Source organism: Pseudomonas sp. R3-57, from assembly GCF_051132065.1.
Lineage (GTDB): Bacteria > Pseudomonadota > Gammaproteobacteria > Pseudomonadales > Pseudomonadaceae > Aquipseudomonas.
The window spans coordinates 2,371,449-2,385,095 of sequence record NZ_CP071655.1 but is presented as its reverse complement, the minus strand read 5'-3'; the positions used below and the strand labels follow the sequence as shown (position 1 = coordinate 2,385,095).

Here is a 13,647-nt window from a genome sequence, read left to right as displayed (position 1 = left end):
CTCGAGCAGGAACGCGGAGCGTCCCTTGAGGCATTCCCACGCAGAGCGTGGGAACGATCATGTCGCTCAGGTCAGGCCAGCTCAGCCACGCGTTCCTCCTTGGCCGCTGCTAGTGCGAACCGATCCGCCAGGAACGGGGCGATATCCAGCGGCAACGGCTCGTCATTGACCAGTTTGTCGAGCAGTACGCCGGTGATCGCCGAGGTGAGGATGCCGGTGCGGAAGTGTCCGCAGGCATTCAGGTAACCCTCCACGCCGCGCATCGGCCCGAGGATCGGCAGTTCGTCCGGCGAGCCCGGTCGCAGCCCGGCCCAGGTGCGCTTGAGGTTGACGTCGGCCAGTTCCGGCAGGCAGCGCACCGCGCCCTGCACCAGCCCGGCGATTTCCGGGTAGGTGGTGGTAACGTCGAAGCCCTTGTCTTCGGTGGTGCTGCCGATGAGGATTTCGCCGTTGTCCTTTTGCGCCACGTAGCAGTCGCTGGTGGTCAGGCAGCCGTTGAGGATCTTCGGCATGCGTTCGGTCAGCAGAATCTGGCCTTTGACCGGTTTCACCGGAATGCGAATCCCGGTGGCCCACTCACTAAGATCCGCCGCCCAGGCACCCGCGGCGTTGATCAGCGTCTTGCAGTGAAACACGCCCTCCTCGCTCGTTTGCACCCCGGTCACCCGCGTGCCGTGATGCAACACACCGGTGACATTGGTGTTGACGAAGATCTCCACGCCGTTCTGCCGCGCGCCTTCCATGTAGGCATCGGCAAGGCGGAACGGGCTGACCTGATGGTCGCAGAGAAACTCCAGCGCCCCGCTTGCCTCATGGCTGACGCTCGGTTCGGCGGCGCGCAACGCGGCCTGATCGAGCCAGCGCACCTGATCGGCCAGATGCGGAATGCAGCCGACGATGTGCTCGGCGTAGAGCCGGTCTTCCTCGTCATAGATGACGAATTTCAGCCCGGTCCGCTCGAACTTGAAATCCATCCCGTGATGGTCTTTCAGCTCCCGGTGCAGCGCCGGATACAGCGCGTTGGACTGCAAGGCGAAATCGAAAAACGACTTCGGCAGAATGTGCGGCGTGCTCGCATCCACCGCCACCGCCGCGCCTTGAGTTTCACGCTTGCGATTGGCCGACATCATGCGAAAGAAAATCACCCCGCAACCGAGGCCGACCGACTCGCCGATGGCCCACAATCCGCCGGCCGACGCACGGGTGGCGTTGCCGGGGCGCTTGGCGTCGATCAGCGCAATCTTCAGGTTTTTGCGTTTGGACAATTGATAGGCGCAGGACGCCCCGATCACGCCACCACCGGCAATGACCACGTCGTAGAACTTACTCATGGGCAGCGGCCTCCGTGCCGACAGACTGGAACGCGGAAAAAGGAATCGGATCAATCGGGAAGCGCGGACGCAGCCAGCCTACGTCCTTGCGACCGGTAGCCTGGCGCAGACGATCGCTGCAGTAGCCGACGCACATGCGTCCCTGACAATCGCCCATGCTCACGCGGGTGCGCATTTTCAGGCTGGCGATGTCTTGCACGCCCTGCTCCAGCGCCCGATCGATGTCGGCGCGGGTGGCATTTTCGCAACGGCAGATGACCGTGTCGGCGGCAGGCAACGTGGTCTGGCCGACGCCGCGCGCGGTGTAGCGATCGACCGCCGCCCGAAAGCGCACGATGGCCTTGAGTTTGCTCAAGTAGCGGTCGCGGCGCACCCGCGCCAGTTCCTCTTCGAGCACGCCGCGTTGCAGCAGAATCGACGTCGCTGCAATCCTGCCAGCGAGCATCGCCGCCTCACCACCACGAATCCCGCCCATGTCACCGGCCAGATGCACGTGCGGTTCGTTGCTTTGCTGCCAGATATTGGCATTGGCGCGCAGATAACCGTCGTCACTGAAACCGTGATCAAGGCCCATCTGCTGGCTCAACTGGGTGCGCGGAATAAAGCCGTAACCGACCGCCAGGGTCTGCGCTTCGAAGCGCTCGACGCGGCTCAGGTCCGGCTCCCAGGTCGCCGAATACGGTGCGACGCTGACGCTTTTCAGTTCGCCCTCGCCCTGTGCCTCGACCACGCCCCAGCCGTAATGCATGGGGATGTCGTGCAGTTTCAGGTACGCAAGCATGCTCAAGCCATCGAGGAACAGCTGCGGTTTGTTCAGCAGCGCCAGACTTTCCCGGGCGATCTTGCCGAATGCGCAGGCCTCATACACGCCCGTGACGCGTACGCCAGACGCATGCAGTTGCGTCGCCACCAGCGGCAACAGCGGCCCGGTGCCGGCAATGATCACCGGCCCTTGCGGCTTGACCACGCCACTTTTGATCTGCAGCTGCAGGCCGCCCAGCATGGTTACCCCCGGCAATGTCCAGCCAGGGAACGGCACGCTGCGCTCGTGGCAACCGGCGGACAACAGCAACTGTGGGTATTCGATCTCATGCAATTGCTCGTCGCTGTCGAGCACCACCAACGCACGGGTGCCTTCGGCGCCGACCACGCGATGGTTGAGACGCACGTCGACCAGTCCGGCCTGTTCCTGAAACTCACCGTGCAGCTTGCCCAGCGCCTCAGCGTAACGTGGGCCCAGATAGTCCAGTTGCACGCCGTCACGCAGCGGCCCGCGATACACCACGCCGCCGAGGCGCGACGCTTCTTCGAGCAAGGTGCAGCGCACGCCGTGACGGGCCAGTTCGATGGCGGCGGCCATCCCGGCGGGGCCACCGCCGACAATCACCGGTTGCAGGCTCATACGACCTCCTGCGCAGTGATGCGATTGACCTGGGTTTGAATCTGCATGCCGTCGCGCACCACGGTCTGGCAGGCGCGGCGTTTATGCCGACCGTTGATTCGCACCAGGCAGCATTGGCACACGCCCATGCCGCAATACGCGCCGCTGATCTGGTTGTGATCGTTGCGGGCGATCTGGCGCAGGCCGAGGGATTGAATAACGCTGAGGACGGTTTCGCCGATAGCAGCGGTGACAGGCTGGCCGTTGATATGCACAGTCATGTCCGCCTGCACCAAAGGCTGGATATCGAAGGATCTTTCTAGGCAGTTCATTGCAGTGTTCGTCCGTGAAAAATTCAGAAGAGTGTTGCGCCAGCTCCTTGCTGCACTACACCGTGCCGTCCCGTTTTTAATGCTTTCAGGGGGACGTGCGGTACTCCGTCAGCGCAACAAAGTGCGCGCGGAAACAATGTAGTCGATACCGCGGCAAAAAGATTGGATCCATTTAAGGTAAGGGGTATCGCGAAGGGAAATATTGATCCAGAGCAGGCCAGGCAGCAGAAAGCAAAAAGCCGCTTTCACCCGAAGATGAAAGCGGCCGAGGCATCCTGCCTCAGAGGGATCAGTGCACGAACAGGGCGATCAGGATGATGATCGGAATAGGCACGCCGAGGAAAAACAGCAGTAATGAGCGCATGGTTTTGCTCCTTGTTTAACGGACTGGAGTGGTCGTGGTGTAGGTGTCGACTTCGACGTATTCCACCGCGTCGCGACGACGACCGCCGAACGTGGCGGCGAGGCTGGCGAAGAACGCACCGGCCAGTAGCGCGACGAACATCCAAAGCGAGGTGTAGGCAGCGACTTTGGCGGCGGTGTCGGCGGCTTGTTGAGCTTTCAGTTTGGCGTCGGCGATGGCTTTCTGCGTGTTGGCGTAGATCTCATCGACACGGCGCTCGGCATCGGCCTGGCTCAGATTGGTCCGCTGGGCGACCAGTTGTGCGAGGTAGGTGCGGTCTTCGGCGCTTAACTGACCGTTGGCCAGGCTCTGGGCGAAGATGCGGGTCACGGTGCCGCGTGCGGCGTCATCGCTGACGGCGACAGGACGATCGTCGCGGAACAGGCTGTCGACGAAATAGCCGTACTGATCACTGTCCGTGTTGGCAGCAGCCGAACCGGCGGCCTGACTCATCGCACCGGCAGCACCGCCGACAACGTTGGCACCGGCCTGCACCCCGCCATTGATGACGCTGCTGACCGAGCCTACCACCAGAATCGCGGTGACCAGCGTGGCTACACACCAGGCGAGAAAACCGTGGGCGGTGTCGCGGAAGTACACCTCGTCACCGTGCATGTTCGCCCACTTCACTCGCAGGCGACCGGCGATGTAGCCGCCCATCCCGGAGGCAATGATCTGCGTCACTGCCAGCCAGACAATCGTCGAAATACCCAAGCCCTTGGCGCTGACGCCCTCACCGGCCCACGGTGAAACAGCGGAAAAACCCAGACCGAAGCCGAGCAACACCAGGATCATCGACAACGCCGCAGCCGCCGCAGCGCCCGCAAAGATCGCGCCCCAGGACACACCTGATACGCTGCTTGATTCTTCAACGGCAGAATAAATTCCATCAGAAGATCTGTTCATTGTTGTTCTGCTCCAGGCATGAAAAATGATGTTACAAGTACTCAACGGAGCAATTGCAGCGAGCGTGCCAGTCGTCAGAACAAAATATACATAGTGTTTTCAACCAGTTAGAAAAGATGAACTTCCTCAGACCATGCAAAATGCAACAAGCGCCGGATAACGGCGGGTTTTCTGCATTGGCTGACGGGGTGAAATCGGCGTTTGTGACAGGCGCAACATGAAAGTTAATTTAAAGCGTCACGGAAATTTCTTGGCAAAATGCTGCCATTCCGTTTGAACCGATCAGCAGGCCTGCCTATGACTCGTATCTTGACCATCGAAGACGACGCCGTGACCGCTCGGGAAATCGTCGCCGAACTCAGCAGCCACGGGCTCGACGTCGACTGGGTCGACAATGGCCGCGAAGGCCTCGACCGCGCCGTGAGTGGCAATTACGACCTGATCACCCTCGACCGCATGTTGCCCGAGCTGGATGGCCTCGCCATCGTCACCACCCTGCGCACCATGGGCGTCGCGACGCCGATTCTGATGATCAGCGCCCTCTCCGACGTCGACGAGCGTGTGCGGGGCTTGCGCGCCGGCGGTGACGATTACCTGACCAAGCCGTTCGCCACCGACGAGATGGCCGCGCGGGTCGAAGTGCTGTTGCGCCGCCAGAACAGCGTCGCCACGCAAGCGACGACGCTGCAGGTCGCCGACCTCGAACTGGACTTGATCAGCCACGAGGCGCGCCGTGCCGACCAGGTGCTGACGCTGCTGCCTACCGAGTACAAACTGCTCGAATTCCTTATGCGCAACAGCGGCCAGATTCTTTCGCGAATGATGATTTTCGAAGAGGTCTGGGGCTATCACTTCGACCCGGGCACCAACCTGATCGACGTGCACATCGGCCGCCTGCGCAAGAAAATCGACGCAGCCGGCAACGTTCCGCTGATCCGCACGGTACGGGGCTCCGGCTATGTCATTGCCGAACCCGTCTGACGGCTGGCGCTCCTCCAGCAGCCGCCTGCTGGCGCTGTACAGCTCGCTGTTCGTGGCCTGGAGCGCGATCCTCATGGGGGTCATGTATTACGAGGTGTCGGGCTACCTCGACAGCCTCGCCAAGCATTCGCTGATGCAACGTCAGCACCTGTTTTCGCATTTTCGCGGTGAGCAACTGGAAGACGCCCTCGCCGCCAGCATGACCTTCGATATTCGCGGCATCGACGCCTACGGCCTGTTCAGCGCCGACGGCGTTTACCTCGGCGGCGCACTGCAACAGATTCCCGAAGGCCTGCCGCTGGACGGCAAGATCCACATGCTCGCCGACTGCGCCGATTCCGACGATCCGACCCTGCCGAGCGACAGCTGCGATGCCGTCGCCACGCAAACCCGCGATGGCCGCTGGCTGGTTTTGTTGCGCGACAACGGTTCGCTGTTCGCGGTGACGCGGATCATTTTGCATGCGTTGTTCTGGGGCGTGTCGCTGACCATTCTGCCAGGTGTCGCCGGATGGCATTTGCTGCGGCGCCGACCGTTGCGCCGGATTCGGGCGATTCAGGACAGTGCCCAAGCGATCGTCGCGGGTGATCTGACCCATCGTTTGCCGCTGTCCAACCGCCGCGATGAGCTGGACATGCTCGCGGCCATCGTCAATGCGATGCTGGAGCGCATCGAGCGACTGATGAATGAAGTCAAAGGCGTCTGCGACAACATCGCCCACGACTTGCGCACGCCTCTGACGCGCCTGCGCGCGCAGTTGTATCGCATGCAGCAACAGGCCGGCGAAGGCTCGCAGGAAGCGGCGCAACTGGATCTGGTACTGGCCGAAGCCGATACGCTGATGGCGCGGTTTCGCGGCTTGCTGCGGATTTCCGAACTGGAAGATCGTCAGCGCCGCTCGGGTTTCGTGCAGCTCGACCCGGTGCAATTGCTCGAAGAACTGCATGAGTTCTACTTGCCGCTGGCTGAAGAAGGCGAGCTGCGTTTCGAATTGAACATGCCGGAAACCCTGCCGCCGCTCAATGGCGACCGGGCGTTGTTGTTTGAGGCATTGGCGAATCTGTTGAGCAACTCGATCAAGTTCACCCCGCCCGGAGGCACGGTGCTGCTGCGTGGGGTGAATGTTGGTGGGCAAACGCAGATCGAGGTGCACGACTCGGGGCCGGGGATTCCCGAGGCCGAGCGTGAGGCGGTGTTTCAACGGTTTTATCGCGCCGAGGGCGGGCAACCGAAGAGCGGTTTTGGCCTTGGCTTATCGATCGTCGCGGCGATTGTCAGCCTGCATGGCTTCAGTCTGCAGGTGAGCAGCAGCGATCTGGGCGGGGCGAAATTGCTGCTCGATTGCCGGCAGAGTCTGATCGGCAATTCCTGATCAGCGTTTTGCTGATCGTTCCCACGCTCTGCGTGGGAATGCAGCCCGGGACGCTCCGCGTCCCTATTCGAGAGGCGGAACGCGGAGCGTCCCTTGAGGCATTCCCACGCAGAGCATGGGAACGATCGGTCCGTGGTGACCTAGGCCGGGTAATTGGCGCGCAATGCGTCCAGCCCGCCCTGGTAGATGCCGTTGAACAGCGCCACCACTTCCTCATCGCTCACGCCGACGGCGGTAAATCGTCCCGACCAGGTCACTCGTGCGCCCTGCCCCTGGGCCTCGACCTTGAGCGTGGCCAGATAATCAGTCGCCGGAAACGGTGCCTGTTCGATCGAATAGCTGTACGTCATGGCGGCGTTGTCGAAGTTTTGCAGGCGCTCGATCACCACGCCGCCGTCAGCGGTTTTCAGGCTGCGCACCCGTCCGCCGTCGGTCAGGGTGCTTTCGGTAATGAGCGGCAGCCAGTCGGGCAGCGTGTTGAAGCCGCCGATCAATTGCCAGACCTGGTCGGCCGAGGCCGGGATGTCGATGGTTGCAGAAGCGGTTGCCATGGAAGTGGTCTCTCTCGTCAGTTCAAATATTGTAGCCCCTCACCCTCCGGGAGAGGGTTAGGCGGGCGGCGATCCGATGAGAGTTTTTCAGTTCTCCAACAACCGAAGCAGCCCCTGACCATCAACCCCGACCCTGATCGCGTCATAACTGGCAATCGTCGCATGTGCCGTTTCCAGCGGATGCTGATGAGTCGTGGTAATGATCATCAACGGCGCACCCGCCGCTTCCGCTGCCTGAATGCCCACTGCTGCGTCTTCAAATATCAGGCAATCACCCGGTTCAACTCCGAGGCGTTGCGCCGCCAAGCGATAGCCGGCGGGATCCGGCTTGCCGGCCTTGACGTCCTCCGCTGTGATCAGCACCGCAGGCGCGGCGATGCCGGCGGCGGCCATGCGGCGCAACGCCAAATCAAGCGGTGCCGAAGTGACCATCGCCCAGCGCTCGGCCGGCAGGCTGTTGAGAAACGCAGCGGCGCCGGGAATCTCGACGATGCCTTCGACGTCATCAATTTCTGCGGCAGTAATGAACGCCGCTTGCGCTTCGGCATCCACCCCCGGCAAGTTCAGACGCGTGATGGTATCGATGGCCCGCGCACCGTGGATGGTCGGCAAAAATGCTTCGACATCGACGCCATGGCGTACCGCCCAGGCCGACCAGATGCGCTCCGCAGCGGCGATGGAATTGAGCACGGTGCCGTCCATGTCGAACAGAAAGGCAGCGAACGCGCGGTCGAAAACAGAAGTCTCAGCAGACAAAAGGGCAAATCCTCTGACAGGGGGGGCGGGCAAATTCGCCCGCCAATGTAGCATCTGTCAGTGCAGCTGCGGGGCCTTGGAGTTGAATGCCTCTTCCACGCAGTCGAGCAACTGACCGATCGCCCAGGGCTTCTTGATGAACGCCACCGAATGTTTGACCCCCGAGGTTTCCGGGGTCTCGTAACCGGACATGACCATCACCGGTTTTTCCGGCCAGCGGTCACCGACCAGATTGGCCAGGTCGGCGCCGTTGAGCGTGCCGGGCATGGTGATGTCGGTCAGTAATAGCGCAACGTCTGCTGCATGTTTTTCCAGATACAGTGATGCTGCGTCAGCGCTGGTTTGCGGTTCGACCTTGAACCCTTCCTCCTGAAGAATTTCGCAAAGAAACTCCAGAATCAACGGATCGTCTTCCACTACCAGAATCAACCCGCCAGGAAGGTGCGCGCTCGACGTAGGTGTAGGGCACATGAACAGCACTCCCCCGAATTACATTTCGATTAGCGGTTTGGATCCGCTGCTTAACTGGTATGAGCAGTGGGCTCTGTATAAATTCACTTTTGATACAGGACTTTTCGACAACGAGCTTTTCAGCGGTTATGGGCCAACGTTCGCAACCCGGCAATTGTGGTTAAAATGCCGGCCCATTCTGCTTGCCGATCCTGCCCGATGACCCCAGAAGCCCTCGCCACTCTCCACGCCCATTTGCTGCCGGCACTTGCCGCCGCCCCTAGCGAAACCCGTCGCCTGTTTCATGGGCGCGGGCGCTGCTGGCCGGGGCTGGAGCAGTTGACGGTGGACTGGTTGCAAGGCGTGGTGCTGGTGTCGCTGTTCAAGGAACCGGCACCTGAACAACTGGAAGGTCTGAAGCGCTTGCTGCTCGAAATCATTGCGGGGGACGAATGGCGACAGTGCGGCGCGCACACCTTGTTGATTCAGCATCGCTATTTGCCACAAAGCACCGCCGAATGGCTGCTCGGCGAAGAGATAGAGGAAATGACCGTCGTCGAGGGCGGCTTGCAATATCGCGTCGATCTGGGCCGCAAGCAGAACGCCGGGCTGTTTCTCGACATGCGTTACGGCCGCAACTGGGTGCGCGAACAGGCCAGCGGCAAACGCATTCTCAACCTGTTTGCCTACACCTGCGGTTTCTCAGTCGCAGCCATTGCGGGAGGCGCCAGCCATGTGGTCAACCTCGACATGTCGCGCGCGGCGCTGAGCCGCGGTCGCGACAATCATCGCCTGAACGGCCATGACCTGAGCAAAGTCAGTTTCCTCGGCCACGACCTGTTCAAGTCCTGGGGCAAGGTGATCAACAGCGGCCCGTACGATCTGGTGATCATCGATCCACCCTCGTTTCAGAAAGGCAGTTTTCTACTGACCAAGGATTACCAGCGCGTGCTGCGGCGCCTGCCGGAATTGCTCACGGCGCAGGGCAGCGTACTGGCGTGCATGAACGACCCGGCGTTCGGCTCGGATTTTCTGATCGATGGCGTGACGCGGGAAGCGCCGCAGTTGCGCTTTGAACAACGGCTGGAAAATCCGCCGGAGTTTCCGGACATCGATGCGGAGAGCGGCCTGAAGGCGCTGGTTTTCCAGCGCAACGCCTGAGTTCCTGACGACGTCCCCTTGTGGGAGCGAGCCTGCTCGCGAAAGCGTTCTATCAGTCGCAGCGATGTTGACTGAGCTAGCGCATTCGCGAGCAGGCTCGCTCCCACAGGGTCAGCGTTTTGCTTCAGAAATTTGGCGGGTCGCGCAAACAGCCTGGGGTGTCCATTGATTGTCCCCCTTGCGCAAACTCAATCGGGCAATGGCGAGTCGGCTCGAATCGAGCGCCATGCGGCTTGCGCCAGCACCTGGCGATATTCCATCGGACTGCCCTTGACCCGCCCCGCCAGCCACGCCCGGCAATAGCTGTCGGCCTGGCCGATGATCAGCGATGGCAACAGTTCGAAGGGCAACTCGCGCAGTTCACCCATGCGCCCGGATTCGCCGAGCCATTCGCGCAGGCGCCGATTGCGCGTTTTGTTGCGCTCGGCCAATTCATCCTTGAACGGACCCTTGGTCACGGCAAATCGTGCGTGATACTGAAAGCGCGCCCATTGCGGCTGGCGCTCGACCCAATCGAGATAGCTGAAAACCAAGGCCTGGACGCCCTCTTCGGTGCTTTGCGCGGCCTCCAGATATTCATCGCGTAACCGCGTCTGATCCTCCAGCGCCGTGAAAAACAGCGCCGCGACCAAGCCTTCCTTGTTGCCGAAATGATGATAGATCGCGCCGACGCTGGTGTCGCACTCGGCACGAATCATCTCGATGGTGGTGGCCTCGATCCCCTGCTCGTTGAACAGGTTCAGCGCCTTGCGAAAGATATCGCGCTTGAGCTCGGCGCGGCGGCCGGGGTAACTGCGTTCAAGTAGATCTGCGGTGTCCATGCTGCTCACAGCCTGAAAGTAAAAAGGGAAGACATGCTGGTGCCCGGAAAAAAGCCTGCACAGGTTGACAGATTTCCCGCAGACAGAATACCGTTCCGTTACAGAATATTGTTCTGTAACGGAACATAATTCTGCTCGACCACTTATCGCGAGGCGTTTCCCATGAGTCAATCTCTCAGCATGTTCAACAGCGTCGGCTCCGATGCCTTCAGCAAAATGGCCTGCCAGTTCGCCCCCTACTTCAGCACGATCAACCCGGTCATCAGCGAACTGCGCCCGAACGCCGCCACCGTTCAAGTGCCGTTTCGCAAGGAAATCACCAACCACCTCGGCACGGTCCATGCGATTGCCATGTGCAACGCCGCAGAGCTCGCTGGCGGCATGATGACCGACGTTTCGATTCCCGACGGCGCACGCTGGATTCCCAAAGGCATGACCGTGGAATACCTGGCCAAGGCCAAAACCGACGTGACGGCGGTGGCCAGCGCTGAAGGCGTGGATTGGCAAAGCGAGGGCGACAAGGTGGTGACCGTCGATATTCACGATACCGAGGGAAAAAAGGTCTTCACGGCGCGGATTACCATGAATGTAAAGCTTGGCTGAATAGCCGGGTTTAGCGGGAGCCAGCCCTCACCCGGAGGTAAGGGCGCCGATCCCGGTTGGCTGCCGACCTGATCGTTCCCACGCTCCGCGTGGGAATGCAGCCCCGGACGCTCCGCGTCCATTGCGTCACGGGGGATACTCCGGCTAACTCAGTGCAACGTCAGTCGCTGGCGGACGAATTCCTCGGTATGCCGGGTCGTCTGATCCAGATGCCGGTCACGCTGTTTCTCGGCGTCGAGCATGGCGCGCTTGCCGTTTTTCTGCAGCAGGTAGGTATGAATCTGCTGCACCTCGAGTGAGCGATAAATCGGGGTGGTGTCGATAAATCCGCGCAGGCCGTTGCTGCGGTAGTGCCGGGTGCTCATCAATACCTGGGTTTCGCGCGAGCCGATCACCTCGAAACCCAGCGCCTCGGAATACGGGACTTTGCCAACGCTGCACGTCAGTTCGGCATGCGGGTAGCGCCCGACCATCTCGCCGATCATTGCCCGCGCCACACCCTGGCGCCGATGTCCTTCGCGCACGGCCATGTAGGCGACGCTGCACGCTTCCCAGTCGCCCTGCACCGGCAGGTACAGAAGAAAGCCGATCACCTGCTCCGGGTCGTCCTCGTCAGTCGCCACCAGCAACTCCACTTCGGTGCCCTTCTCGGCGTTCAACGCCTCGAGATACAGATGCACCTCATAACCCACCGCGTACTGATAGACGTTGTAGAGCAGGTTGCTCGGACCAAGGCCGACGGCGCTGATGTCGGTCAGGTAGTCGACGACCATTTGCAGAATCTGACTGTTGACGCCTTCGGGGCATGGGGTCTTGTAGTGGGTGATGCGTGGCATGACAGGCGAACTCCGGCGGAAAACCGCGACATCATACCTTGTGGATCGACAGAATCTGCTGATGGCAGCTCACCGTCACTGCTGCGGCGCGACGACCTTGAATTTGATCGCGATCTCTCTGGACACCACCGAGTCCGCCCACTCACCCGCGCCAAGGCCGAACTCGTCGCGCTTGAGGATCATCTCGCCGTCGAACACACCGATGCCACTGCCCGGTTTCAACTCCACAGGCACCTGCACAGCGCGCGTCATGCCTTTGAGCGTGAGCTGGCCGTCGACCAGATAGCGATGCTCGGCCACTTCGGTGAAGCGCGTCGACTGAAACACCGCTACGGGAAATTTTGCAGTATCGAACCACGCCGGTTTCACCAGTTCGGTGTTGGCGTCTTCACTGCCGGCGTCGATGCTGGTGAGGTCGATATGCAGCGTAGTCCGGGCGCCATCGAGGCGGGTGCTGTCGAAATCCAGCACCGCCTCGAACTTGCCAAAGGTGCCATACATCGGCGCGCCCATTTGCTTGTAGGTAAAGCTGATCTGGCTGGCGGTGGTGTTGACCCGGTTGTATTCGAGCGCCTGCACAGCGGTCGTGGCGCACAGGCAAAACGCGGCAGCCAGCAGCAATCGGATCGACATGACTTCTCCAGGCTGGGCTCGCTATCAGGGCGCCTCGATTGACTTAAGCAAACAACCGGTCGTTACGCCAACTCGACCTCAGTAGTCGCGCTTTCACGCGAGTCTGCACCGCCCTGCTTCGCGCGCCGGCGTAACCGGTGGCGCAATCTGAGCGCCGGGCGTTCGACGCAGTAATACGTCACGCCGCTGCACAGCAAAGACAACAGCAGCACAGCGCCGACAACGCTGGCATCGTACGCCACCGGCCAGAAGCCGCGCAGCACGTACATGACGACAAAATGATTGAGAAATACGCCGTAGCTGATATTGCCAAGGAACTCATCGACCCGGTGGAACTTGAGTCTGCTCAGCCAAAAAACCACGGGAATGCCCACCGCGATGCCCAGTGTGACTTCGGCGTTGAACGGGCGACGCTCGACCCATCCGATCATGATCGCGATAAACAACAACCCCGCCGCCACCGCCGTACTGGCAATCAGCAGCGAACCTTTGACGTTGGGTTGGTAAAGATAACTGCCACACAGGAACATGAACAAAACGCCGGGCAGCAACCGATAGCCATAGATATCGGTATTGATGTAACCAAGGCAGGCCAACAGGAATATGCCGACAGACACTGCGAATGCCACTCCCCGCATCCGCAAGATCAGCAGGACTGGAATGACCAGGTAGAAACTCATCTCCAGCCCCAGCGACCAGGCGGGCGGCACGATCTCGGTACCGCCGATACCGAACATGTAAAAACCCAGCGGTAGCATCAGCACGCTGCTCAGGATGGTTTTCAACGTGAGCTCAGCCGCCTGAGGCGTGCCGGGTAGCAAGAAGTGGATCACCAGACAGGAAGCGATGAAATAGAACAGAAACTGTGGATACAGCCGCAACGCTCTGTCGAGGTAGAACAGACCGACGTCTCCGAGCGAGCGATAATTGCGCTCGATCAGCGAGCTCATTACGAACCCGCTGATGATCAGGAAGGAAATAACGGCAACGACGCCCGGATTGAGCCCGGCGAAGGTTTTGCCCATATGAGACACAGCGACCAATACGGCCAACAGCAGACGAAACGCCCCCACTTACACCTCGAATATCCTTATTGTTATGGCGCGTAAGCTACGACGCGGTCGGCCATA

15 protein-coding genes are annotated in these 13,647 nt (G+C 60.7%); 4 read left to right on the top strand and 11 right to left on the bottom strand.

Annotated features, from left to right (window positions below):
- Positions 1-71 precede the first annotated feature (71 nt).
- From hcnC to J3P93_RS10885, 4 genes are all read right to left on the bottom strand, one after another.
- Positions 72-1,331: a cyanide-forming glycine dehydrogenase subunit HcnC gene (gene hcnC, locus J3P93_RS10900; RefSeq protein ID WP_434597290.1), complete on the bottom strand. Its 1,260-nt coding sequence runs from the start codon at positions 1,329-1,331 to the stop codon at positions 72-74.
- Entirely contained in the window at positions 1,324-2,733 is a 1,410-nt protein-coding gene (gene hcnB / locus J3P93_RS10895; protein WP_434597288.1) for a cyanide-forming glycine dehydrogenase subunit HcnB, read from the bottom strand. Before hcnB ends, hcnC begins: the two co-directional genes overlap by 8 nt.
- Entirely contained in the window at positions 2,730-3,044 is a 315-nt protein-coding gene (hcnA, locus tag J3P93_RS10890; RefSeq protein WP_090284264.1) for a cyanide-forming glycine dehydrogenase subunit HcnA, read from the bottom strand. Before hcnA ends, hcnB begins: the two co-directional genes overlap by 4 nt.
- 379 nt (positions 3,045-3,423) lie before the next feature.
- Positions 3,424-4,353, bottom strand: a complete 930-nt coding sequence (locus J3P93_RS10885; protein ID WP_434597286.1) for a hypothetical protein — start codon at positions 4,351-4,353, stop codon at positions 3,424-3,426.
- A gap of 297 nt (positions 4,354-4,650) precedes the next feature.
- Here J3P93_RS10885 and J3P93_RS10880 point away from each other — a divergent pair, with 297 nt between their 5' ends.
- Together J3P93_RS10880 and J3P93_RS10875 are read left to right on the top strand one after the other, a co-directional pair.
- Positions 4,651-5,334, top strand: coding sequence for a response regulator transcription factor (locus tag J3P93_RS10880; RefSeq protein WP_434597283.1), 684 nt, complete (start codon positions 4,651-4,653; stop codon positions 5,332-5,334).
- Positions 5,312-6,706 (top strand): sensor histidine kinase, encoded by a 1,395-nt coding sequence (locus tag J3P93_RS10875; RefSeq protein ID WP_434597280.1) that lies wholly within the window; start codon positions 5,312-5,314, stop codon positions 6,704-6,706. Before J3P93_RS10880 ends, J3P93_RS10875 begins: the two co-directional genes overlap by 23 nt.
- Before the next feature lie 140 nt (positions 6,707-6,846).
- Here J3P93_RS10875 and J3P93_RS10870 read toward each other — a convergent pair whose 3' ends face one another.
- The 3 genes from J3P93_RS10870 to J3P93_RS10860 all read right to left on the bottom strand — a co-directional run bounded on the left by J3P93_RS10870 (position 6,847) and on the right by J3P93_RS10860 (position 8,484).
- Complete coding sequence (locus J3P93_RS10870; protein WP_434597278.1) at positions 6,847-7,257, bottom strand: SRPBCC family protein; 411 nt, start codon at positions 7,255-7,257, stop codon at positions 6,847-6,849.
- 87 nt (positions 7,258-7,344) lie between these two features.
- Complete coding sequence (locus J3P93_RS10865; RefSeq protein ID WP_434597276.1) at positions 7,345-8,013, bottom strand: HAD-IA family hydrolase; 669 nt, start codon at positions 8,011-8,013, stop codon at positions 7,345-7,347.
- Between the two features lie 57 nt (positions 8,014-8,070).
- Entirely contained in the window at positions 8,071-8,484 is a 414-nt protein-coding gene (locus J3P93_RS10860) for a response regulator (protein ID WP_434597274.1), read from the bottom strand.
- Between the two features lie 198 nt (positions 8,485-8,682).
- On the opposite strand from J3P93_RS10860, the gene J3P93_RS10855 reads away from it, so the two are divergent.
- Positions 8,683-9,624, top strand: coding sequence for a class I SAM-dependent methyltransferase (locus J3P93_RS10855; RefSeq protein WP_434597272.1), 942 nt, complete (start codon positions 8,683-8,685; stop codon positions 9,622-9,624).
- Positions 9,625-9,812: 188 nt separating this feature from the next.
- Here J3P93_RS10855 and J3P93_RS10850 read toward each other — a convergent pair whose 3' ends face one another.
- Positions 9,813-10,445 carry a TetR/AcrR family transcriptional regulator gene (locus tag J3P93_RS10850; RefSeq protein WP_434597270.1) on the bottom strand — a complete coding sequence of 211 codons (633 nt, stop codon included), beginning with the start codon at positions 10,443-10,445 and terminating at the stop codon, positions 9,813-9,815.
- Between the two features lie 162 nt (positions 10,446-10,607).
- Here J3P93_RS10850 and J3P93_RS10845 point away from each other — a divergent pair, with 162 nt between their 5' ends.
- Positions 10,608-11,048, top strand: a complete 441-nt coding sequence (locus tag J3P93_RS10845; protein WP_434597268.1) for a hotdog fold domain-containing protein — start codon at positions 10,608-10,610, stop codon at positions 11,046-11,048.
- Positions 11,049-11,197: 149 nt separating this feature from the next.
- On the opposite strand, the gene J3P93_RS10840 is transcribed toward J3P93_RS10845, so the two are convergent.
- The 3 genes from J3P93_RS10840 to J3P93_RS10830 form a co-directional block, all read right to left on the bottom strand.
- Positions 11,198-11,884 (bottom strand): GNAT family N-acetyltransferase, encoded by a 687-nt coding sequence (locus J3P93_RS10840; protein ID WP_434597266.1) that lies wholly within the window; start codon positions 11,882-11,884, stop codon positions 11,198-11,200.
- Between the two features lie 75 nt (positions 11,885-11,959).
- Positions 11,960-12,517 (bottom strand): YceI family protein, encoded by a 558-nt coding sequence (locus tag J3P93_RS10835; RefSeq protein WP_434597264.1) that lies wholly within the window; start codon positions 12,515-12,517, stop codon positions 11,960-11,962.
- 62 nt (positions 12,518-12,579) lie between these two features.
- Positions 12,580-13,590: an acyltransferase family protein gene (locus J3P93_RS10830; protein WP_434597262.1), complete on the bottom strand. Its 1,011-nt coding sequence runs from the start codon at positions 13,588-13,590 to the stop codon at positions 12,580-12,582.
- Positions 13,591-13,647: the final 57 nt, after the last annotated feature.